The sequence below is a fragment of the Lysinibacillus sp. JNUCC 51 genome (assembly GCF_015999525.1).
Lineage (GTDB): Bacteria > Bacillota > Bacilli > Bacillales_A > Planococcaceae > Lysinibacillus > Lysinibacillus xylanilyticus.
The window spans coordinates 4,473,577-4,495,392 of sequence record NZ_CP065545.1; the positions used below are offsets into that span (position 1 = coordinate 4,473,577).

Annotated in this window: 24 protein-coding genes and 2 riboswitches; of the genes, 22 read left to right on the forward strand and 2 right to left on the reverse strand. The window is 40.3% G+C overall.

The features are described 5' to 3' along the window. Positions 1-116: 116 nt before the first annotated feature. Positions 117-300: riboswitch (cobalamin riboswitch) on the reverse strand. Positions 301-517: 217 nt separating this feature from the next. Continuing rightward, positions 518-701, forward strand: a riboswitch (cobalamin riboswitch). A gap of 138 nt (positions 702-839) precedes the next feature. The 20 genes from JNUCC51_RS21545 (at position 840) to rnz (ending at position 18,412) form a co-directional block, all read left to right on the forward strand. Beyond that, on the forward strand, positions 840-1,211 hold the full coding sequence (locus JNUCC51_RS21545) for a (2Fe-2S) ferredoxin domain-containing protein (RefSeq protein ID WP_337989691.1): 372 nt from the start codon (positions 840-842) through the stop codon (positions 1,209-1,211). A 4-nt stretch (positions 1,212-1,215) separates the two neighbouring features. Continuing rightward, positions 1,216-2,886: a precorrin-3B C(17)-methyltransferase gene (cobJ, locus tag JNUCC51_RS21550; protein WP_337989692.1), complete on the forward strand. Its 1,671-nt coding sequence runs from the start codon at positions 1,216-1,218 to the stop codon at positions 2,884-2,886. Positions 2,887-2,900: 14 nt separating this feature from the next. Then, a complete protein-coding gene (locus JNUCC51_RS21555) occupies positions 2,901-3,815 on the forward strand; it encodes a sirohydrochlorin chelatase (RefSeq protein ID WP_337989693.1) in 915 nt (304 codons plus the stop codon). Further along, the gene (gene cobK, locus JNUCC51_RS21560; RefSeq protein ID WP_337989694.1) at positions 3,812-4,573 is read left to right on the forward strand and encodes a precorrin-6A reductase; all 762 of its coding nucleotides are present in this window, start codon (positions 3,812-3,814) and stop codon (positions 4,571-4,573) included. Before JNUCC51_RS21555 ends, cobK begins: the two co-directional genes overlap by 4 nt. Before the next feature lie 12 nt (positions 4,574-4,585). Beyond that, positions 4,586-5,245 (forward strand): precorrin-8X methylmutase, encoded by a 660-nt coding sequence (locus tag JNUCC51_RS21565; protein WP_197143136.1) that lies wholly within the window; start codon positions 4,586-4,588, stop codon positions 5,243-5,245. Next, positions 5,245-6,378: a cobalt-precorrin-5B (C(1))-methyltransferase gene (locus JNUCC51_RS21570; RefSeq protein WP_337989695.1), complete on the forward strand. Its 1,134-nt coding sequence runs from the start codon at positions 5,245-5,247 to the stop codon at positions 6,376-6,378. Before JNUCC51_RS21565 ends, JNUCC51_RS21570 begins: the two co-directional genes overlap by 1 nt. Further along, entirely contained in the window at positions 6,335-7,555 is a 1,221-nt protein-coding gene (cbiE, locus tag JNUCC51_RS21575; RefSeq protein ID WP_337989696.1) for a precorrin-6y C5,15-methyltransferase (decarboxylating) subunit CbiE, read from the forward strand. The genes JNUCC51_RS21570 and cbiE overlap by 44 nt, the downstream gene beginning before the upstream one ends. After that, positions 7,548-8,255 (forward strand): precorrin-2 C(20)-methyltransferase, encoded by a 708-nt coding sequence (gene cobI, locus JNUCC51_RS21580; RefSeq protein WP_134019688.1) that lies wholly within the window; start codon positions 7,548-7,550, stop codon positions 8,253-8,255. Before cbiE ends, cobI begins: the two co-directional genes overlap by 8 nt. Then, positions 8,255-9,040, forward strand: a complete 786-nt coding sequence (gene cobM / locus JNUCC51_RS21585; protein WP_337989697.1) for a precorrin-4 C(11)-methyltransferase — start codon at positions 8,255-8,257, stop codon at positions 9,038-9,040. Before cobI ends, cobM begins: the two co-directional genes overlap by 1 nt. Continuing rightward, positions 9,033-10,154, forward strand: coding sequence for a cobalt-precorrin 5A hydrolase (locus JNUCC51_RS21590; RefSeq protein ID WP_337989698.1), 1,122 nt, complete (start codon positions 9,033-9,035; stop codon positions 10,152-10,154). Before cobM ends, JNUCC51_RS21590 begins: the two co-directional genes overlap by 8 nt. A gap of 11 nt (positions 10,155-10,165) precedes the next feature. After that, entirely contained in the window at positions 10,166-11,533 is a 1,368-nt protein-coding gene (locus tag JNUCC51_RS21595; RefSeq protein WP_337989699.1) for a cobyrinic acid a,c-diamide synthase CobB, read from the forward strand. Further along, positions 11,526-12,164 carry a precorrin-2 dehydrogenase/sirohydrochlorin ferrochelatase family protein gene (locus tag JNUCC51_RS21600; RefSeq protein WP_337989700.1) on the forward strand — a complete coding sequence of 213 codons (639 nt, stop codon included), beginning with the start codon at positions 11,526-11,528 and terminating at the stop codon, positions 12,162-12,164. The genes JNUCC51_RS21595 and JNUCC51_RS21600 overlap by 8 nt, the downstream gene beginning before the upstream one ends. Continuing rightward, on the forward strand, positions 12,161-12,928 hold the full coding sequence (gene cobA / locus JNUCC51_RS21605) for a uroporphyrinogen-III C-methyltransferase (RefSeq protein ID WP_049664371.1): 768 nt from the start codon (positions 12,161-12,163) through the stop codon (positions 12,926-12,928). Before JNUCC51_RS21600 ends, cobA begins: the two co-directional genes overlap by 4 nt. Before the next feature lie 32 nt (positions 12,929-12,960). Further along, on the forward strand, positions 12,961-13,521 hold the full coding sequence (locus tag JNUCC51_RS21610; RefSeq protein ID WP_049664373.1) for a nitroreductase family protein: 561 nt from the start codon (positions 12,961-12,963) through the stop codon (positions 13,519-13,521). Positions 13,522-13,535: 14 nt separating this feature from the next. Further along, positions 13,536-14,072 (forward strand): cob(I)yrinic acid a,c-diamide adenosyltransferase, encoded by a 537-nt coding sequence (locus JNUCC51_RS21615; RefSeq protein WP_337989701.1) that lies wholly within the window; start codon positions 13,536-13,538, stop codon positions 14,070-14,072. Positions 14,073-14,241: 169 nt separating this feature from the next. Then, positions 14,242-14,478, forward strand: coding sequence for a hypothetical protein (locus JNUCC51_RS21620; protein WP_337989702.1), 237 nt, complete (start codon positions 14,242-14,244; stop codon positions 14,476-14,478). Beyond that, entirely contained in the window at positions 14,453-14,920 is a 468-nt protein-coding gene (locus JNUCC51_RS21625; RefSeq protein WP_337989703.1) for a hypothetical protein, read from the forward strand. The genes JNUCC51_RS21620 and JNUCC51_RS21625 overlap by 26 nt, the downstream gene beginning before the upstream one ends. A 127-nt stretch (positions 14,921-15,047) precedes the next feature. Beyond that, the gene (locus JNUCC51_RS21630) at positions 15,048-16,547 is read left to right on the forward strand and encodes a cobyric acid synthase (RefSeq protein ID WP_337989704.1); all 1,500 of its coding nucleotides are present in this window, start codon (positions 15,048-15,050) and stop codon (positions 16,545-16,547) included. Continuing rightward, a complete protein-coding gene (locus JNUCC51_RS21635; protein ID WP_337989705.1) occupies positions 16,544-17,380 on the forward strand; it encodes a class I SAM-dependent methyltransferase in 837 nt (278 codons plus the stop codon). The genes JNUCC51_RS21630 and JNUCC51_RS21635 overlap by 4 nt, the downstream gene beginning before the upstream one ends. Before the next feature lie 99 nt (positions 17,381-17,479). After that, complete coding sequence (gene rnz / locus JNUCC51_RS21640; protein WP_337989706.1) at positions 17,480-18,412, forward strand: ribonuclease Z; 933 nt, start codon at positions 17,480-17,482, stop codon at positions 18,410-18,412. Between the two features lie 180 nt (positions 18,413-18,592). Here rnz and JNUCC51_RS21645 read toward each other — a convergent pair whose 3' ends face one another. Then, on the reverse strand, positions 18,593-19,135 hold the full coding sequence (locus JNUCC51_RS21645) for a TetR/AcrR family transcriptional regulator (RefSeq protein WP_337989707.1): 543 nt from the start codon (positions 19,133-19,135) through the stop codon (positions 18,593-18,595). A gap of 169 nt (positions 19,136-19,304) precedes the next feature. Between JNUCC51_RS21645 and JNUCC51_RS21650 the strand changes: the two genes are divergently transcribed. Next, positions 19,305-20,735, forward strand: coding sequence for a DHA2 family efflux MFS transporter permease subunit (locus JNUCC51_RS21650; RefSeq protein ID WP_337989708.1), 1,431 nt, complete (start codon positions 19,305-19,307; stop codon positions 20,733-20,735). Positions 20,736-20,909: 174 nt separating this feature from the next. Then, positions 20,910-21,140 (forward strand): acyl-phosphate glycerol 3-phosphate acyltransferase, encoded by a 231-nt coding sequence (locus JNUCC51_RS21655; protein ID WP_100545188.1) that lies wholly within the window; start codon positions 20,910-20,912, stop codon positions 21,138-21,140. 31 nt (positions 21,141-21,171) lie between these two features. Here JNUCC51_RS21655 and JNUCC51_RS21660 read toward each other — a convergent pair whose 3' ends face one another. Next, positions 21,172-21,624, reverse strand: a complete 453-nt coding sequence (locus JNUCC51_RS21660) for a hypothetical protein (RefSeq protein ID WP_337989709.1) — start codon at positions 21,622-21,624, stop codon at positions 21,172-21,174. Positions 21,625-21,816: the final 192 nt, after the last annotated feature.

Genomic DNA, 21,816 nt, shown 5'->3' on the forward strand with positions numbered 1-21,816 from the left:
CGAATTAGCGTGCGAAAATAAAAAAGCACTTCTCCATTTGCGGAAAAATGCATAGCTGAAAAAATGCAAATAAAATTATAATTTGCTAAGCCGCACACCCATCCTCGTAGGTTGAAACGATCACATATTTTTCGGCAGGTCTCCTGGCTTTAGTTCAACGTTTTATAGGCCTTCCCATCCTTTGGACAGTGACATTATCATAAAACTCCCTAGTACAGTGGCGGGACCGCGCCGGACTTGAACCGGCTTCCCTTTTAAGCGAAATGATGAACAATTCGCACCGAAAAAAGATGAAGTTGTGAGATTTCACGACAAAGTGTAACATGATTTTCCATAAATATGCTATACTTTTTATGAAAATATTTTTAATTGAGTTTCTATGTCGAAAATTCGGATAAATCTAAAATGAATATCACATCTTTCTAAAAAAATTAATGAAAATGTCACAAATTTAGAAAGAAATATTGAAATTTTAAAAAAATGAGCTATGATAGAAACAGTTTTCAATTAGATAAATTCATATAAAACATCCATAAGTGCTTGAATATTTTCAAGATAATAGGGAAATCGGTGAAAATCCGATACAGCCCCCGCTACTGTAATAGCTGATGAAATCGCGGATGCCACTAGTGAAAGCTAGGAAGGCGCGAAAGTAAAAGGAAGCTTAAGTCAGGAAACCTGCTTATGTGATGATGCATGCAAACTTTTCGGAGGGAGAAGTTGAAGCGAGAGCGAGTACCTGTAAATATTCGTTTTTATTTGGCTTCTACTAAACCTTTACTCTTCGTCTAGAGTAAAGGTTTTTTTTTTTCCAAAAAGCAAATGAGGGGAGTAAAACTATGACAACTTGGAATTTAGAGGGGATGAAAACACATCTTTTTATTTGTAATGGCAGTAGCTGTATGAAAAAAGATGCTGAGGACATTACACTGGCAATCCGTGATGAAATACAGTTACTAGCGCTTGATAAAGAAATACATACGACAAGGACCCGCTGTAATGGCAGATGTAAGGATGCTTGTGTTGTCATTGCTTATCCTCAAGGGAATTGGTACCGAGTACCGACAATGGAGCATGCGAGAGCGCTCGTACAAGATTTAAATCATGAAGTGTTACATAATGAGCATGTTTTTACATTGCGTGAAGGTTCGTTACAGCGTACAGCGCAAACAACAGCCATAAAAGGCATTGAAAAGGTGAAAGAGGGGTAGCAGAATGGCGCAAAAAGGTAAGATTTTCGTAGTTGGCTTTGGCCCTGGAGACTTTAAACATATTACTACTCGCGCTGTGGAGGCACTACAACAAAGTGATATGATCATAGGCTATAAAACTTATGTAGAACTTATTCAGGATTTAGTTAGTGCAAAGTCAATTATTAGTACTGGTATGACAGAGGAAGTTTCACGTGCACAGGAAGCGGTACGTCAAGCGGAGGCTGGAAGTATCGTATCGGTCATTTCTAGTGGAGATGCCGGGGTTTATGGAATGGCTGGATTAGTGTATGAGGTATTAATCGAGCTAGGCTGGACAGAAGCAACTGGTATCGAGGTAGAAATTGTTCCTGGTATTTCAGCTATTAATTCCTGTGCAAGTTTACTAGGTGCTCCCATTATGCATGACGCTTGTACCATTAGTCTAAGTGATCACTTAACACCTTGGAATTTAATTGCAAAACGAGTGGAAGCGGCAGCTATGGCGGATTTTGTTATTGCTCTTTATAACCCGAAGAGTGGGCGTCGTACGAGACAAATCGTTGAGGCACAACGAATTTTATTAGAATATCGTTCACCAGATACGCCGGTTGGACTTGTGAAAAGCGCGTATCGTGACCGTCAGGAAATTACGATGACTACTTTAGCAGAAATGCTTGAACACGATATTGGCATGTTAACGACAGTTATTATCGGGAATTCAACAACATTCTTCTACGACAATAAAATGATTACCCCACGTGGTTATCAGCGTAAATATACACTTGGTGAAGAAAAACAACCGTTACGACCACATCAACGACTTAAGGAAGAAAATGAACCATGGGCAATGAATCAAGAAACAGGAGCAGCGAGTAATGATTTTGCGACAGATCCTAATGCCAATCGAATTAAGCCCAGTTTAGCCATCAGACCACAATCAAAGCCTAAGAAATCATCACTGGAAATGGCGACAGCTGCACTTGCTATGGTGAAGGGAACAAGCGCGGTGAAAGTTACACCTAAGCGTGTTCAACAAAAAATCGAATCCATTTTTGAATTAGCGGTTAGTCCTGGGGTAGCCAATAAGTTCTTTACTCCTCAACAAATGATGACGTTAGCTGAGGTAGTTGGCGAGGAAGGGACGATGGAGTATACACCAGACCATCAGATTCATTTGAAAATTCCTACGTCTGATCCTGAAGAGGCTACAGCAAAGCTTCGTGAAGTTGGCTTTTTACTAGCACCACTTGGTGATGTGTTATCGTTAAAAGCTTGTGACTTCTGTTATGGAGAAAAGTACGATTCGATTCCGTATGCAGAAGAGATTCAAGCAAAGCTTGGTGGGATGTCGTTACCGAAAACATTAAATATTGGCTTTAACGGCTGCGGTATGGCGTGTTATCGAGCAGTATTCGATGATATTGGAATTGTTTATCGTAAAAGTAAATTTGATGTTTTTATTGGTGCTAAGCCGGTTGGTCGTACAGCACATGCTGCCCAGCCAGTTGTGGAGGGGTTAGAGCCTGAACAGCTCATACCACTTATCACTGACATTATCGAAGAATATAAAGCAAATGCGCATCCAAATGAACGTTTGTTTAAATACTTCAAGCGTGTGAAAAAGATTCTACATTTCACGTATCAGGATATGTCTTCAAAAATAAAAGTAGAGCCAGCTCCATGCGGCGACTAGTGAGGAGTAATGAGATGAAAGCAATTTTATTTGTCGGCCACGGGAGCCGTTTAGAAGCAGGGAATGAAGAGGTACGTAAGTTTATCGAGCAAATGACACCTCGCATCGATGATAGCTTTTTAGTAGAAACATGTTTTTTAGAGTTCGCTTCGCCAAACATTGAAGAAGGTATTACGAACTGTGTGAAGAAGGGTGCTACAGAGGTGCATGTTATTCCGATTATCCTTCTTCATGCTGGACATTCGAAACTACATATTCCAGCAGAAATCGAACATGCGCGTGAGCATTATCCAAATATAACGTTCACGTATGGACAAACAATCGGTATCCATGAAGAAATATTTGCTATTTTAGAAGACCGTTTAGCAGAAATCGGCTTTAATGCTGAAGAAGAACATAAAGATACAGCCATTTTATTAATTGCACGTGGGGGCAGTGATCCAACTGCAAATGGTGATTTTTATAAAATTACACGCTTATTATGGGAAAAACTCCCGGTTCAGTATGTAGAAAGCACATTTATGGGCGTTACTGATCCCCGAGTAGAAGAAGGAATAGAGCGCTGTGTGAAGTTAGGTGCTAAAAAAATTATTATGCTACCGTACTTTTTATTCACAGGTATCCTAATGGAACGTATGAACGGCATGTGCAAGCAATTTAACGAAAAATACGCAGACTGTGATATTCAAATTGCTAATTATTTTGGTTATCATGAGCGTTTACAAAATGTGCTATTAGAACGTATTGAGCAAGCTGTCAATGGTACATCGACAGGAATGCAAGATTTAGAAAATTATCGTGCTTATGCGGCAGTGCATGGACATGCGCATCATCATCACCACCACGACCATGACCATGACCATGACCACCATCACCACGATCACGACCACGACCATCATCATCACCATGAAGAGGAGCCGGTGAAATGATTTTCATGTTAGCAGGGACGAGCGATGCTAGGAATCTAGCACTTGAACTACAGTCAGCAGGTCATGCTGTGACAGCTACGGTCGTTACTGAATCAGCCGCTTCAAGCCTTGCAGAAGTAGGCCTTCCTCATTTAGTCGGTCGTTTAACGGCGGAAGAAATGACGACGATTATTACCGAGCGAGGGTACCGTTTAGTTGTAGACGCCTCTCATCCGTTTGCTGAAGAAGCTTCAAAAAATGCCATGGCGGCAGCAGAGCAAGCAAATGTTCCGTATATTCGCTATGAACGTGCTCATGAACATTATGCACACCCGCTAATTACGGTTGTGAAGGATTATGAGGAGGCTGCCCATTTAGCAGCGGAAAAACGTGGAGTCATTATGCTAACGACGGGCAGTAAAACATTAGCGACCTTTACAAAAGTGTTACATGGCTTAGAAAATACACGAGTGATTGCACGTATGCTTCCTCGACTCGATAATATGGAAAAATGTGAAGCACTTGGTGTGGCACAAAGAGATATTGTTGCCATACAAGGCCCATTTTCAAAGGAATTAAACGAAGCCCTCTTTCGTCAATATAATGTGACATTGATGATTACGAAAGAAAGCGGCAAGGTTGGCTCGGTGGATGAAAAGCTAGAGGCAGCCCTTGCATGTGGCATTGAAACAATATTAATTGCAAGACCAAATATAAAATACGGACAGCAATATTCTACATTTGAAGATGTATTACAGGCTGTACAAAACACACTTTAGGAGGCAATACAAATGGACTTTAAAACAGATTTCAAACCATTAACAGTAGACCCAGATAAAATTTACGATTACAGTTTCTCTATTATTGCTGAAGAAATGGGCGAGCATAATTTCTCAGAGGATGAGTGGAAAATTGTACGTCGCATTATTCACGCTTCAGCCGATTTTGAATTAGGACGTAGCGTTATTATTACACCAGGAGCAATTGAAGCGGGTATTAAATCAATCCTTGCTGGTCGCCATGTCATTGCAGATGTGCAGATGATCGAAAGTGGTTCAGGGAAAAAACGCTTCCAAAAGCATGGTGGCGATTTACACTGTTATATTGCAGATGAAGACGTATCGATTGAAGCGAAAAAACAAAACACAACGCGTGCGATTATCTCAATGCAAAAGGCAGCTAAATTACACGAAGGTGGCATTTATGCAATTGGTAATGCACCAACAGCATTGCTTGAATTAATTCGTTTAATTAAAGAAGGCTTAGCGAAACCAGATTTAATTATCGGTATGCCAGTTGGCTTTGTATCAGCTGCTGAATCGAAGGAAGAGCTTTTAAAACTAGAAGGTATTCCTTATATTACAAATGTTGGTCGTAAAGGCGGTAGTACAGTGACGGTTGCCGCATTGAATGCTGTCTCATTATTAGCGGATGAACAGGCGAAAAAATAATGGAGCGGAAGCCTAAAAAGGATCCTAAGGACATGCGTCACGGGTATACAACGGGATCCTGTGCGACTGCAGTAACGAAGGCCGCATTACTTGCCTTAATTACAAATGAAGAGCAAGAAACAAGTACTATTCATTTGCCGATTGGACGAGATGCGACATTCACAATAGAAAAATGTACATTTCAAAATAATGCTGTTAGCTGTGAAACGATTAAGGATGCTGGTGATGACCCAGACGCAACACATAAAGCACTCATTATCGGCACAGTAAGCTGGTCAGATATACCGGGCATTCATCTGGACGGTGGAATTGGTGTCGGGCGTGTAACAAAGCCCGGCTTACCAGTGCCTGTCGGAGAAGCAGCCATCAATCCGGTACCACGAAAGATGATTCATAGTACTGTACAAGGCGTACTTGATGAATTTCAAATTAAACGAGGCGTTAATGTAGTTATTTCCGTCCCTAAAGGTGAAGAAATTGCTAAAAAAACGTTAAATGGGAGACTTGGTATTATTGGAGGAATCTCCATTTTAGGCACAAGGGGAACCGTCGTGCCTTTTTCGAGTTCTGCTTATATGGCTAGTATTGTCCAAGCGATTAGTGTTGCAAAAGAGGCTGGTTGTGAGCATTTAGTTGTTACGACTGGTGGACGTAGTGAAAAGTATGCGATGGCACAATATCCTCATTTGCCAGAGGAAGCGTTTATAGAAATGGGCGATTTTGTAGGCTTTACATTAAAGCATTGTAAACGACTTGGTATGAAGCAAGTATCGCTTGTTGGTATGATGGGGAAATTCTCGAAGGTGGCACAAGGTGTCATGATGGTGCACTCTAAAAGTGCTCCTATTGATTTTAACTTTTTAGCTCAATTAGCAGTGGATATAGGTGCGGATGAAGAAACCGTTACGAACGTACGAGAGGCAAACACTGCTTCACAGGTCGGAGAAATTATGGCAGAAAAGGGCTATGATGCATTCTTTAACCACTTATGTGAAGCTTGCTGTTATTCATCATTACATCACATTAAGGGCGGTTTAACGCTTTCCACATCGATCTATTCGATGCAGGGACAATTATTAGGAAGGGCTGATGACATTGCATCGATCGATGAAATTGATTGGAATCGGGGATAACGGACAAGAAAGCTTGCTACCACAATATGTACAGTGGATTGAAGACTGTGAGGTCCTTGTTGGTGGAGAGCGTGTTCTAGAATTTTTCCCGAACTTTACTGGTGAAAAAATTTTGATTAAAGGTGGTCTTTCAGCACTTGTTGAAAGATTATCTACAGAAACAAGAAATACAGTAATCTTAGCTTCTGGTGATCCATTATTTTACGGCATCGGTGGTTATTTAGCGAAGAAGCTAGACATCGAAGTCTATCCATATATGAGCTCAATACAGCTTGCTTTTTCTAAGATGGGAGAAAGCTGGCAGGATGCTTATGTCACAAGTATTCATGGGCGCTCCATGAAAGGCTTAGCACAACGTATTGATGGTAAAAAGAAAGTGGCACTGCTAACAGATGCAGAAAATAATCCGAATGCGCTAGCAAGTTATTTAAAGCATTTTGGCATGACAGAATACCGTGCATTTGTGGCAGAAAATTTACAAGGCACAAATGAAAAATTTGGTTGGTATTCGCTTGATGAATTAGAAATGGCTAATTTTTCTCCTTTAAATGTTGTCATTCTACAGCAAACCTCAGTACCGAAACGCTATGCACTCGGTATTGATGATGAAGAATTCTCACAGCGTAAGCCAGACAAAGGACTTATTACGAAAAAAGAAATTCGTGTTTTAAGTTTACAAGCGATGCAGTTACAAAAGGATAGCATCATTTGGGACGTTGGTACATGTACGGGTTCAATGGCCATTGAGGCAGGCAAGCTTGCGCCAGAAGGTCAAATATTTGCAGTGGAGAAAAACGCTCCTGATTTAGAAAATTGCCTGCAAAATCAGCAAAAGTTTCGTGTAGATATTACAGCTATTCATAGTAAAGCTCCAGCAGGACTTGAAAATTTCCCTGATCCGGATGCGATTTTTATCGGCGGTACAGGAGGAGAAATGGTGGAGCTCTTACAATTATGCTGTACACGCTTAAAGCCAAATGGTCGTATTGTATTGAATGCTGCAACAATTGAAAATTTATATAAGGCAGTCGAAGCGTTTAAGTCTTGTGGCCTTGCTGTGGACATATTGCAGGCACAGCTTGCGCGCAGTAAACCAATATTAGATATGACACGTTTTGTCCCATTAAATCCGATTTACATTATTTCTGCATATCGAAAGGAAGAAAATCATGAGTAATCTAGGTATTTTATATGGCTTGGGCGTAGGTCCTGGCGATCCAGAGTTAATTACAGTTAAGGCATTCCGCATCATTCAGGAATCGCCTGTTATTGCCTATCCGAAAAAACTAAAAGGCAGTAAAAGCTATGCCCATCGTATCGTAGATGTCTATATTAACCCAGAAGAAAAGGATATGCTTGGACTAGTATTTCCAATGACAAAAGATGAGGCTGTATTAGAACGCGAGTGGACGAAATCAGTTGAACTTGTTTATGAAAAATTAAAAGAAGGTAAGGACGTCGCATTCGTTACAGAAGGTGACCCATTATTATATAGTACGTTCATCCATATGATGAAGCTTATGCAGGACATGCATCCTGATGTTGAAATTCAAACAGTTCCTGGAATATCATCATTCAATGGTTCAGCATCACGACTTGGAATTGCGCTAGCAGATGGCGATGACCGTGTTGCGATTGTCCCTGCCCATGATGACTATGATGCAATGCGTGAAGCGATTGAAAGTCACGATGCAGTTGTGTTCATTAAAGTAGCGAAAGTTATTGATTTAATGCTTGAGGTGCTACGTGATTTAGATTTACTTGATAAGGCATCAGTCGTAACAAAGGTAACGTCTGACGAGGAAGTTATTTGGGATGTACGAGAGCTTGATGGTGTAGATTTAGAATATTTAACGTTAATGGTGGTGCGTAAATAATGAAGAAAATATATATTGTCGGCGCTGGTCCTGGTGATCCAGATTTAATTACAGTTAAAGGTTTACATATGCTACAAACAGCAGATGTTGTTATGTATACAGATTCTTTAGTAAGTGAGGACCTTATTGCAAAGGCACGACCAGATGCAGAGGTTATTCGTACGGCGGGAATGCATTTAGAGGAAATGGTAGCGGTCATGGTAGATCGTGTCAATGCGGGGAAAGTAGTAGCTCGTATGCATACAGGAGACCCTGCAATGTATGGAGCGATTATGGAGCAGGTGGCACTATTGAAAAAAGAAGGCATTGGCTACGAGGTTATTCCTGGTGTTAGCTCTGTCTTCGCATCTGCAGCGGCAATCGGAGCGGAATTAACAATTCCTGATTTAACACAAACACTTATTTTAACGCGTGCCGAAGGACGTACACCTGTACCAGAATTTGAAAAGCTACGCGATTTAGCGAGTCACCATTGTACAATTGCCTTATTCCTGAGTGCAACGTTAACTAAGAAAATAGTAAAAGAATTACAGAATGCTGGTTGGGCAGATGATACACCAGTAGCTGTTATTCAACGAGCTTCTTGGCCAGATCAAAAAATTGTACGTACAACATTAATTGAACTAGATGAAGCGATGCGTGTGAACGGTATTCGTAAGCATGCGATGATTTTAGCTGGCTGGGCATTAGATCCGAACATTCATGATAAGGATCAATACCGTTCGAAATTATATGATGCTACTTTCACACATGGCTTTAGAAAAGGTGTGAAGACAAGTGATTGAGTTACAAGAGGGCGTATTGCCAGAGGTTGATCAACGAAATCCTTATGCAGTTGTAGCCATCACAAAGCACGGTGTTCAAATTGGACGTCGCTTGCAGCATACTTTTGCTGCGAGCGATTTATATTACATGAGTAAATTTGAACAGGGTGATGAAGCAGAAAAACATATTCAGATGTTTACAGGTACTGTGCGTTTACTGCTACCCACTCTTTTTAAGCAATATAAAGGCTTGATTATAATCATCTCACTCGGTGCAGTTGTACGTATGATAGCACCGATTTTAAAGGATAAAAAGACAGATCCTGGCGTTGTAGTCATTGACGACCGTGGTGAAAATGTGATTAGCGTCTTATCAGGTCATTTAGGTGGTGCCAATGAGCTGACGCATGAAGTAGCTGCAGCACTTGGAGCAAATCCAATTATTACGACAGCCTCAGATGTGCAAAAGACCATTCCAGTTGATTTATTTGGAGCACGTTTTGGCTGGGTATGGGATAGTGCGGATAAACTGACACCTGTAAGTGCGTCTGTTGTCAACGAGGAGCACGTCGCAATTGTTCAGGAAACAGGGGAACGTGACTGGTGGATGCGTGACACAGCGATGCCAGAGCAAATTAAAATTTATCCGTCAACATATGCAGCGATTGAAGCGAAACCACAAGCGACATTGCTGATTACAGACCGCATCATTGATCCAGAAGAAGAAGTGCTTCTAGAAAATGGTGTCATTTATCGACCAAAATCGGTCGTGCTTGGCATGGGCTGTAATCGTGGGACATCTGTGGAAGAAATTGAGCAAGTCATCGATGAAACTCTTGCAGAGCTGAAGCTTTCGAAAAAAAGTGTTAAAGCGCTATGTACGATTGATTTAAAGAAGGACGAGCAATGCTTCCTAGAAATAACAAAGAAATATGATTGGGAATTTGTTACATATTCACCGGTGGAATTAAATGAAATTGATTTCCCATCACCTTCGGAAACCGTATTTAAATATACAGGTGCATACGGGGTGAGTGAGCCTGCAGCAATGCGTTATGCGCACGTGGAATCGCTTGTGCTAGAAAAGAAAAAATCGGGCAATGCTACAATCTCTGTTGCTAGATTAACATTTTAAGGAGGAAGCCTATGCAAACGAATCGCTTTGTACTAGCTGGTACTGGCAGTGGTGTTGGTAAAACAACCTTTACCATTGGACTTATGAAAGCATTACAGGAAAAGGGCAAAATTGTGCAGGGCTTTAAATGTGGTCCCGATTATATTGACCCTACCTATCATACTGCCGTAACAGGACGGGTATCGCGCAATATCGATAGCTGGATGTTTTCCCATGAAGCAGTGCGTGATATTGTCGCGCGCGCAAGCAAAGATGCTGATGTTTCCATTATTGAAGGAGTTATGGGCTTTTATGATGGCAAAAGTCCGTTATCGGATGCTGGCTCTGCAGCAGACATTAGTGTCGTAACAGAAAGCCCGGTTATTTTAATTGTCAATTGTGCAAGTATGGCACGAAGTGTAGCAGCAGTTGTGAAAGGTTTTCAAATGTTGTCAGATCAACCGAATATTGTTGGTGTCATTGCGAACCAAGTCGGTAGTGTTGGTCATTATGAAATTGCGAAGGCTGCTATTGAGCAGGAGTGCGGTATTCCTGTGATCGGCTATTTGAAGCGTGAGGAAGGTATTGATATTCCTAGTCGACATTTAGGATTAGTCCCTGCAATCGAACGAGGAGAACTCGATACATTTTTTGATAAGCTAGGCTCTTTAATGGCAGAGACTATTGATTTAGATCAATTGCTTAAATTAACAAAGGCTCCTGTTCTACAAGAATTAGGGCAACTATTTGCGGAACAACCATCTCAAAATATTTGCATTGCCGTAGCGAAAGATGCCGCGTTTAACTTCTATTATGAAGAGAATTTGAATCTGCTGCGTGCAAAAGGAGCAGAGCTTCAATTTTTCTCACCACTTGCAAATGAGCCTGTACCTGCTGAAGCAGACGGATTGTATATCGGCGGGGGCTTCCCAGAAGAATTTGCAGATATTTTAGCGGAAAATTCGAATGCTAAACAGTCTATTCGTGAAGCGGTTGCTAAAGGTCTACCAACATTAGCTGAGTGTGGAGGCTTTATGTATTTGACTGAGGCTATTACGAACAGCAACGGTGACCGTTATGACATGGTTGGTGTTATTCCGGGAGAAGTAGCGATGCAAACAAAGCTTGCTGCTCTTGGCTACCGAGAAATTTTTGGCACACAACATAATTTTTTAATTGGTACGGATGAAGAAGCTAAGGGACATGAATTCCATTATTCAAAATATAGCGGCTCACATAATACCCCGGCCTATGAAACGAAGGGGCGCTTTGGTAACAAACAAGAGGGCTACCAAGCAGGAAATTTAGTAGCTGGCTATACGCATTTTCATTTCGTATCTAACCCAAAGCTTGTTGACAATTGGTTAACAGCTTGTAAGAAGGTGAAAAATCATGACTAATTATTTTCCGATTCACATCAATATTGAATATAAAACCGTAGTAATTGTTGGTGGAGGACACGTAGCAACACAAAAGGTAGCATCACTGCTTCCAGCTAAAGCTAGTATTGTCGTTGTTAGTCCGACCCTTGATGAATCCTTACTACCCCTTGCGGAATCAGGACAAATTACGTGGCGTGAAAAAAAATTTGAATCGCGTGATTTGGATGATGCATCACTCATTATTGCAGCGACAAATGATACGTCAGTAAATGAGGCTGTACAAGAAGCAGCCCAGCATTGGCAGCTCATCAACCGCGCAGATGCACAGGCTGAAAGCGACTTTATAACGCCAGCAACGGTGCGTCGTGGTCCTTTAGTGTTAACAGTTTCAACGTCCGGTGCAAGTCCAGCATTAGCACGTAAAATCAAGGCTGATCTCGAAGAGCAATTTGATGAGGTTTATGATGACTACGTATGCTTCCTACAGCAGGCACGTTTAATGATTGCTGCTAAGTTTGAAAAGGGCTCACAAAGACGTAAAGCTTTACAAGCATTACTTGAACCGAGCCTACTAGAATGGACACGTAATGGAGAGATTGATAGACGTGAAGCATTTTTACAACAAATACTGATGGGAGAAGCGCGATGAAAGACGGAATAGTGTATTTAGTTGGAGCTGGACCAGGAGATCCAAAGCTCATTACAGTGTACGGGCTAGAATGTATTCAAAAGGCTGATGTCATTGCATATGACCGTCTTGTTAACCCGAAATTGTTAGAGTTTGCGAAAAAAGATGCTGAGCTTGTGTACTGCGGTAAATTACCTGGTAAGCATCACTTAATTCAAGATGAGATTCATACATTACTCGTCGAAAAAGCGCAGGAAGGCAAGATAGTCACAAGGTTAAAAGGTGGGGATCCATTCGTCTTTGGTCGTGGTGCAGAGGAAGCAGAAATATTAAAAAATCATGGCATTGCTTATGAAATCGTACCTGGTATTACAGCAGGAATTGCTGCCCCAGCGTATGCTGGTATCCCTGTAACACACCGTGATTTTGCGACAAGTTTTGCTCTTGTAACAGGACATGGCCGTGAGGAAAAAGGACAAGACTTTTTAAATTGGCCTGCACTCGCAACAGGGATCGATACAGTCGCTTTTTATATGAGTGTCGGTAATATTGCTTATATTTCTAAAAAGCTCATCGAAAATGGTCGCAAGGCAACTACTCCAGTCGCCGTTATTGAGTGGGGAACAACAGAGCAACAGCGTACCATTACAGGACAGCTTGATGAAATTGCAAGCATTATTGAACGAGAAGGCTATCATAATCCTTCCATGATTGTCGTTGGAGAAGTCGTCAATGTACGCGAGAAAATTCAATGGTTTGAAGAACAGGGACTAGCCCTTTCATAAAAAGTTATTTGAGCATAAGGAGGAAACAAATCATGACAGTAATAGAGGCTTTAAAAAATCGTCGAGCAATTCGTAATTACACGGCACAGCCTGTTGAAAAAGAGAAAATCGAGCAAATTCTACAAGCAGCTACTTATGCTCCAAATGACCGTATGCGTGAGCCATGGCATTTTTATGTTATTCAAGATGATGCGATGAGACGCTATGAGGAAATGGCAAGTGCTTATTTGCAAGAGCGATTCCCAACTAAACCTAATTTAGTAGAGAGCTCGTTAAAGGTAGTTCAAACAACGCCAGTGGCCATTGTTGTGACAGCAGATATTGTAGAAGACGATGCAGATGCGACAGCAGATAATGTCTTTGCTGTATGTAGCGCCATCATGTCCATGTGGCTTGCAGCAGAGGAACTAGGGCTTGGCTTTGTATGGCGCACACGTGGTGTAGGGCTTGTTCATGATCCACGTATGCATGCATTCATTGGCGCAAGTGAATCACAAAAGGTAGTAGGAACAATCTTTATTGGCTATCCAGAAGAGCAGGAGCTTAAAGACAAGAAACGTACACCATCTGAAGAAAAAACAACATGGCTTTAAGGGAGGCTTGAAAAATGGCTAGAAAAGGCTTGTTTTTAGTTTACACAGGTGAAGGGAAGGGAAAAACAACGGCTTCTCTTGGCGTCACATTGCGTGCAGTTGGTCGAGGGCTTAATGTACGTTACATGCAATTTATTAAATCACCAGAGCGTACATACGGAGAGCAAATTGCTCTTCGTAAGCTTGGCGTTGAAATGGAGCAAATGGGAATCGGCTTCACTTGGACAAAAACACCAGAAGAACATCGTGCTGCGTTAGCAAAGGCATGGAAAAAAACAAAGGCTGCCCTGCAAGACGACAGTATTGATGTACTCGTATTAGATGAGCTCAACAATGCGCTTGCTATTACAAAATTTCCAATCGATGATGTGCTTCCAATAGCCGAAGTCATTGAAGCTATTCAACAGCGCCCATCTACAATGCATTTAGTTGTAACAGGACGTAGCGCCAACCCAGCGCTAATAGCAATGGCAGATTTAGTATCAACAATTGATGCGACAAAGCATTATTACGAAGAAGGAATTCCAGCTGTTAAAGGCCTAGAATTCTAATTTGAGATTCTCACATAGGTGGGAATACCCGAACGGAACGGGGTAGAATAACTAGAAGCAAGCTGAACCCCTTGTATCAAGTTGAACTTCGCACGTTTGTGAGAATACTCGCACTCTGGGGGGAACGCCCGAGGACCGAGGGAAAATCCCGTGAAGCAAGATGCCCCCCTTGTATCAAGTTGAACTTCGCAAGTTTATGAGAATACTCGCACTTGTAATGGAAATACTCGCGGAGCAAAGCAGAATACTCGCGCTTGAAGTGAAAATACTCGCGGAGCAAAGCAGAATACTCGCGCTTGGAGAGGAAATACTCGCGGAGCGAAGCAGAATACTCGCGCTTGGAGAGGAAATACTCGCGGAGCAAGATAGAATACTCGCGCTTGGAATGGAAATACTCGCGGAGTGAAGCAGAATACTCGCGCTCTGGAGAGGAAATACTCGCGGAGCGAAGCAGAATACTCGCGCTTTGGGTGGAAATACTCGCGGAGCGAAGCAGAATACTCGCGCTTGGAATGGAAATACTCGCGGAGCGAAGCAGAATACTCGCGCTCTGGAGAGGAAATACTCGCGGAGCAAGACAGAATACTCGCGCTTGGGGAGGAAATACTCGCGGAGCAAAGCAGAATACTCGCGCTTGGAATGGAAATACTCGCGGAGCGAAGCAGAATACTCGCGCTTGGAGAGGAAATACTCGCGGAGCAAGACAGAATACTCGCGCTTGGGGAGGAATACTCGCGGAGCGAAGCAGAATACTCGCACTTGTAATGGAAATACTCGCGGAGCAAAGCAGAATACTCGCGCTTGGAGAGGAAATACTCGCGGAGCGAAGCAGAATACTCGCGTTTTGAGTGAGAATACTCGCGCTCTGGAGAGAAATACCTGCGGAACAGGACAGAATCCCCGCCCGCTTTGGGGGATATTCCCGCGAAGCAAGTTGAGTCACGCACTGCAACTATAAAAAGGAGGGAAAAGACTATGCCAGCAAAATCTATTATGATTCAAGGAACAGCATCTGATGTAGGGAAAAGTATGATTTGTACTGCACTGTGCCGTATTTTCTCTGATGATGGGCTAAAGGTAGTGCCGTTTAAATCTCAAAATATGGCTCTTAATTCGTTCGTAACTCAAGATGGCGGAGAAATTGGCCGTGCACAGGGTGTACAAGCAGAGGCGGCACGTGTTGTCGCAACTACGGATATGAATCCTATATTGCTGAAACCAAAGCAGGATATGGTATCGGAAGTGATTGTTCATGGCAGACATTTTTTGAATATGGATGCCAAAAGCTATCGCAATCAATTCGTACAAGAAGCGATGCCGATCGTTGAAAAGTCAGTACGAACTTTACAAAATACATATGATGTAATTGTCCTTGAAGGTGCAGGAAGCCCGGCAGAGATCAATTTGAAAGACCGTGACATAGCAAATATGCGGATGGCTCATCTAGCAGATGCAGCGGTTGTGCTAGTTGCTGATATCGATCGAGGCGGTGTATTTGCATCGATCGTTGGTACACTCGCTTTACTTGACGATGCAGAACGTGCTCGTGTAAAAGGGTTGATTATAAATAAGTTTAGAGGGATGCGTGAATTACTCGATGATGGCATTGAGTGGGTAGAGCGTGAAACGGGGATTCCTGTCCTTGGAGTTGTACCGTATGTAGAGGTTAATATTGAAGCTGAGGATTCATTAGCACTATCTTCATTGCGCTTTAAAAAGCCAAAGCCTGGAGAATTTGCAGTGGATGTGGCTATGATTCGCTTGCCGCGCATTTCAAACTTTACGGATGTTGATCCATTTTTTGATGAGCCAGAGGTTGGTGTACGATTAATTGGCAATGTCAATGAGCTTGGTACGCCCGACTTACTCATACTACCCGGAACAAAAAGTACAATGGATGATTTAGCATGGTTAAAGGCACAAGGCTTCGATCAAGCGATAGCTGAATTACGTGGACGAGGGACAAAAATTATTGGCATTTGTGGTGGCTTCCAAATGCTTGGCGAAACGTTACTAGACCCAGAAGCAGTAGAAGGAAATGGTGATTCAGCGCAAGGGCTAGGATTATTACCAATGGAAACTGTTTTCGTTGGCGATAAAAAAACAGTTCAAATGACTGGAACAAGAGGACAGGATACATTTACTGGCTATGAAATTCATCTTGGACGTACAAAAATTTTACGTGATGAAGTTTCACCATTTTTACAGCTTGCAGATGGGCGAGTAGATGGGGCAGTAAGTGCCGATGAAAAAGTCATCGGAACATATTTCCACGGTTTATTCCATAATCGCACCTTTACACGACAGCTTGTCAATGACATTCGCATGAAGAAGGGGCTTGCTGCTTTACCAAGTGATGTAAAAAGTGACGCAGAACGAAGAGAGGATGCTTACAATATGCTGGCAAAGCATGTTCGCGCTAATCTCGATATGAAAAAAGTATATGAAATCATGAATATAGAGGTACATGTATGACAAGAAAAGGACCGTTAGCTATTAACTATGAGGCTGTATGGCAGGAAGGTATGAAGGACTGGCATGGCCAAATGCCTGAAAGAATGGTTAATGATCAATTAGAGGAGCAGTTTTGGGTGCAGTCAATTGCACGTAAAAAGGCTGGACAAACAGATCCTTATGCTGAGAAAATTTTTCAAGAAATTCAAAAAAGTATTCAACCAGAGGACTCGGTATTGGAAATTGGTCCAGGCTGGGGCAATTATACGTTTCCACTAGCTGATCATGTGCGAAAGCTAACGTGTGTAGATAGCTCAGAAAGTATTCTTAGCTATTTAGAAAATTGCTTGGAGGATAAGCAATATGTTTCTTATATTCATGCAAAATGGGAAAGCCTTGCTGAAGATGAAGTAGAAGCGCACGATATAGTCATTGGTGTCAATTGCTTTTATCGTATGTATGAAATCAAATCAGCACTTTACCATATGAATCGTCTTGCTAAAAAGCGCGCAATTATTGGCATGACAACAGGGCCGATACAGCCCCATTATGAAATTTTATACGAAAAGTATGGCTACGATATTAAATTTCCACGAAGAGATTATATAGAATTTTTAAATTTGCTATATGAAATGGATATTTATGCAGAGTGTAAAATCATTCCATTAGAACGAGTGTATGAATATGAAAGCTATGAGCAGCTAGTAACAACACAAAGTAAAAAAATATTAAATGATACTTTTAATAGAGAGCATGTTGAGGAAGCGCTCTTGCCGTTTATTGAGGAAAAGAACGGGCGTTATTATTATCGTCATGATTTCCATGCGGCACTCGTATCATGGGAACCGAAATAATTATGAAACCTTTGGACAAAACTAGTGACCAAAGGTTTTTTTTATTGGGAGCGATAGGGTACAATAAAGCGATATAGATATAGAAGTGAGGTGGCATATGTGCAACTACATTTTTTAGGAACAGGCGCAGGAATGCCTTCAAAGGACCGAAATACAAGTGCCCTAATGGTAAAGCTTTTAGATGAAGTGGGAGAAATGTGGCTTTTTGATTGCGGGGAGGCGACCCAGCATCAAATTTTGCATACATCGTTAAAGCCACGAAAAGTAACGAAAATATTTATTACACATTTACACGGTGACCATATTTTCGGATTACCTGGCTTTTTAAGCTCTCGTTCATTTCAAGGTGGGGACGAGCCGTTAACGATATTTGGCCCACAGGGTTTACAACAATGGATCGAGCAAACCTTAGCTTTGTCAAAGACGCATTTAACATATCCTTTACAATTTGTTGAAGTTCATGAAGGTATTATTTTTGAAAATGAACATTTTACAGTAAGTGCAAGTGAATTACGACATGTAGTTCCATGCTATGGCTACCGTATTGAGCAAAAGGATTTGCCTGGCGAACTGTTAATGGAAAAAGCACTGGCTCTTGGTGTTCCAAAAGGTCCATTGTTAGGACAATTAAAAGCTGGGAAAGATATTGAACTTGCGGATGGCACCGTTGTTTATGCGAAAGATGTTGTCGCTCCACCCAAAAAGGGCTTTACGCTCACTATTTTAGGAGATACTAAATACTGTCCAGAGGCTGTTTCATTAGCTAATGGAGCAGATATCGTTATTCACGAAGCGACCTTTGATGGTACTACGACAGATTTAGCAGCGAACTACGGGCATTCTACAAATGTCGAAGCAGCAAAGGTGGCACAACAAGCTGGAGCAAACTATTTACTTCTGAACCATTTAAGTGCCCGCTTTTTACCACATGATTTACCGAAATTTTTAGCAGATGCACAGGAGGTTTTCCCACAAACCTTCCTGACATCCGATCAATCCGTCTTTACGTGGAATAACAACCAATTAATTTAATCAAAAACATAAAGTACCTTTTAGATGACGCTACATCTAAAGGGTACTTTTCTATATTCAGTGTATGTTTTCTGTGCGAAAGCGAAGCTACAGCTACAAATGCTTTCATAGCGAAACACATCCACATTTTGGGGTGAGCCATTTTTTTCTCTTTTTAAGAAAGAGGAGAGTTAGCAATAATTATCGATATAGCTCAATAATTTGATTGGCTATATACTCGGAGCTAAAGTGAACCCCGTTTCTGAGCCACCACATGATAATCCCAAGTATTGAAGATGCGAGAATATCCATTGACAGAGTTATGCTGGTACTATCAGAGCCTTCGCTTTTACGTTGTATGACAATCAAGTCCTTTAATGTCATATGCATTTTTCTATTGAAACCAGGGTGCTCAAATAGAACAGCTAAAATTTTTCTGTGCTTATAAAAGTAATCTAAAAACGTAATTAATTGTTCTTGATTATTAAAATTATCAATTTGTAAAGTTGGAGATATTTCCGACAACAAGTCGTCGAAAATATCATAAACCAGCTGCTTTAATAAATCGTTAATATCTAAAAAATGCAAATAAAAAGTTGCTCGATTTAGCTCTGCGCGATGGGCTATTTTTTGTACTGTAAGTTTCGAAATATCTGGGTTTTCAATCAAAATATCTACGACAGCTTCTTTAAATACTCGTTTAGAGCGAATAGCTCGAGGGTCTTGCTTTTTTTGTGTAGTCAATTTAATTCTCCTTTATCTATTAAATACAAATTTAATTAATAGTATTTTAAATTTTGTTGTTTAATTGACACTTCTTGAAAAATTGTAAATAGGCATTGAAAAATAAAAATGTTATTATCTATTTTATTGACATAGTGTTAATAAAACAAGTGGGAAGAGGAATAAATTAATGTCGGAAGCAATAAATAAAAAAGTACTGTTAACCGTACTTATTTTAGGGTGTTTTTTATCTACACTAAACCAAACATTGTTAAACGTTGCATTAAGTAATTTAATGGACGTATTTTCTGTTTCTGCTACAACCGTTCAGTGGCTATCTACTGGCTTTATGCTAGTAAACGGGGTGCTAGTCCCTATTACAGCATACTTAATGAAACGTTTTTCAACACGCCAATTATTTATAAGTTCAATGCTGTTTTTACTATTAGGCTCTATTTTTTGTGCAGTAGCTCCGAACTTCGCGACTTTACTAATAGGTCGTATGATTCAAGCAATAGGAGCTGGAATTATTATGCCATTGCTAATGAGTATAGTAATGTTTATTTTCCCTCCCGAAAAAAGAGGAAGTATGATGGGCTTAATTGGGCTAGCTATTATTTTCGCTCCAGCAATTGCGCCAACATTAGCAGGTTTCGTTATAGATTATTATTCATGGCGTTGGTTATTTATTGGAATAATCCCATTTGTCGTGATCATTATATTTATGGCAATGAAATACTTAATTAATGTTTCAGAAACAGCAAAACCGAAGTTAGATGTATTAAGTGTTATTTTATCAACAATTGGCTTTGGTCTTATTTTGTATGGTTTTAGTAATGCAGGAAGCCATGGTTGGGATGATAAAGTAGTAATCGCTTCTATACTTGTGGGGATAATGATTACGGCAATATTCTGCCTACGCCAAATTAAATCTGATGATCCACTTCTTAACTTATCTGTTTTTAACAATAAATTATTTACGCTAACGTCTATCATCAACATTATTGTTACAATGATGATGTATGCGGATATGATTTTATTACCAATATATTTGCAAAATGGAAGAGGGTTTACGGCATTAGACGCGGGTTTATTATTATTACCGGGTGCACTTGTAAATGCCTTTATGTCTCCAGTAACAGGAAAAATGTATGACCGCTTTGGTGCAAAGCCGTTATTTATTATCGGTTTGATTTTTGTTATTCCTTCAATGTGGGTTGTAACAGATTTAACAGAAACAACAGCCTATAGCTTTTTAATAATACGTACCATTTTTCTACGTATAGGGTTGAGTTTTATCACAATGCCCTTAAACACAGCAAGTTTGAATGCCTTACCGAAGACACTTGTCACGCATGGTACAGCAGTGAATAATACATTACGCCAAATTGCAGGTGCAATTGGATCTGCAGTTGTTATTACCATTTTCACAGCACAAACGACAAACCATGCGAAAACATTGCTAGTAGAAACACCAAATGCTACGGCTGAAGGTATTCGCACACTTGCCTCCATTTTAGGCTCAAGTGATGCCTATTATTTCATGACAATCTTAGCTATAATTGCATTTGTTTTAACTCTATTTGTTCCATCTAAAAATAAGTTTAAACAACAAGCATAATGATTAAGCATTTAAAGAACAACTTTAAAGAGCCTTCCTACAATAAAATGTAGCAAGGCTCTTATTTTTTTACCAAATACAAAGTAATAATAGAACGGAAATTTGGAATAAAAAAGAATTATAATGCGGTTAATAGTATATTTTTGTATAATTTAGTAAAGGGGAGTGGTTTATATGAATCAGCAAAAAATGCCACCAGCACTATTGCGTTTAATCGTTATTTTTCCCAATGTGCTGAGCTATTTATTACTATTTGGATTAATTATGTTTGTTATCTCAAATTATGACACGTTAAAAGCAACTGATAACTTAACGGTTTGGCTTATTTTTATTGTAGTACTTGCACCAGCCGCTGCCTATACGACATTCAGCATTGTCAAGAAAATTCGTGCTGGACAAATGTAAGCTAAAACTAAAAGTGTATTCATTTCATAAACTAATGGATACACTTTTTGGACTTTTTACTTCTGAATAATATAACTCCCATTGTAAATAGTACTATGATTACAATAACTGATATGAAGTAAATGTTTGAAATGACGTTCATTATGTGAAAAGGTGCTTTATGAACAAAGACTGCCTTAACCCACTGGTTATTTTCTTTTACTGCAATTGCAATGGAGGTTGATGTCCCTTTTATTGCATAGTATTTTGTTCCTTTTGGGAAATAGTTTGAGGCATCTCCGTAATATTCTCCAGTCATATCATTTGGCTTGGTCTTTACTTCCCCTATACTTTTAACAATTTCACTATCTTCAATAAATTCGTTTTGTTTAACTTCATAAACTTTTCCTTTCCAAACGACAAAAGGATAAGCCCAAGAGAGTGCTTGAACAGAGGATGAAATCATAAATATAAGGAATAGCGATAACAACGGAATTCTTTTCATAAAGCACCTCCAATTTTTATTCAATTATAAAAGGAAAAATTGGAAATGTTGAATTAATCTAAAAAAATCTATGAAAAATTAATTCCATGATTATCTATTTAAATATCTGATCAGAAACAAAGCATACAATATTAGTAGGGTGTATTAGTTTAATAAACAAATTCAAGACGAATAAAATAATTCCATTTAGAG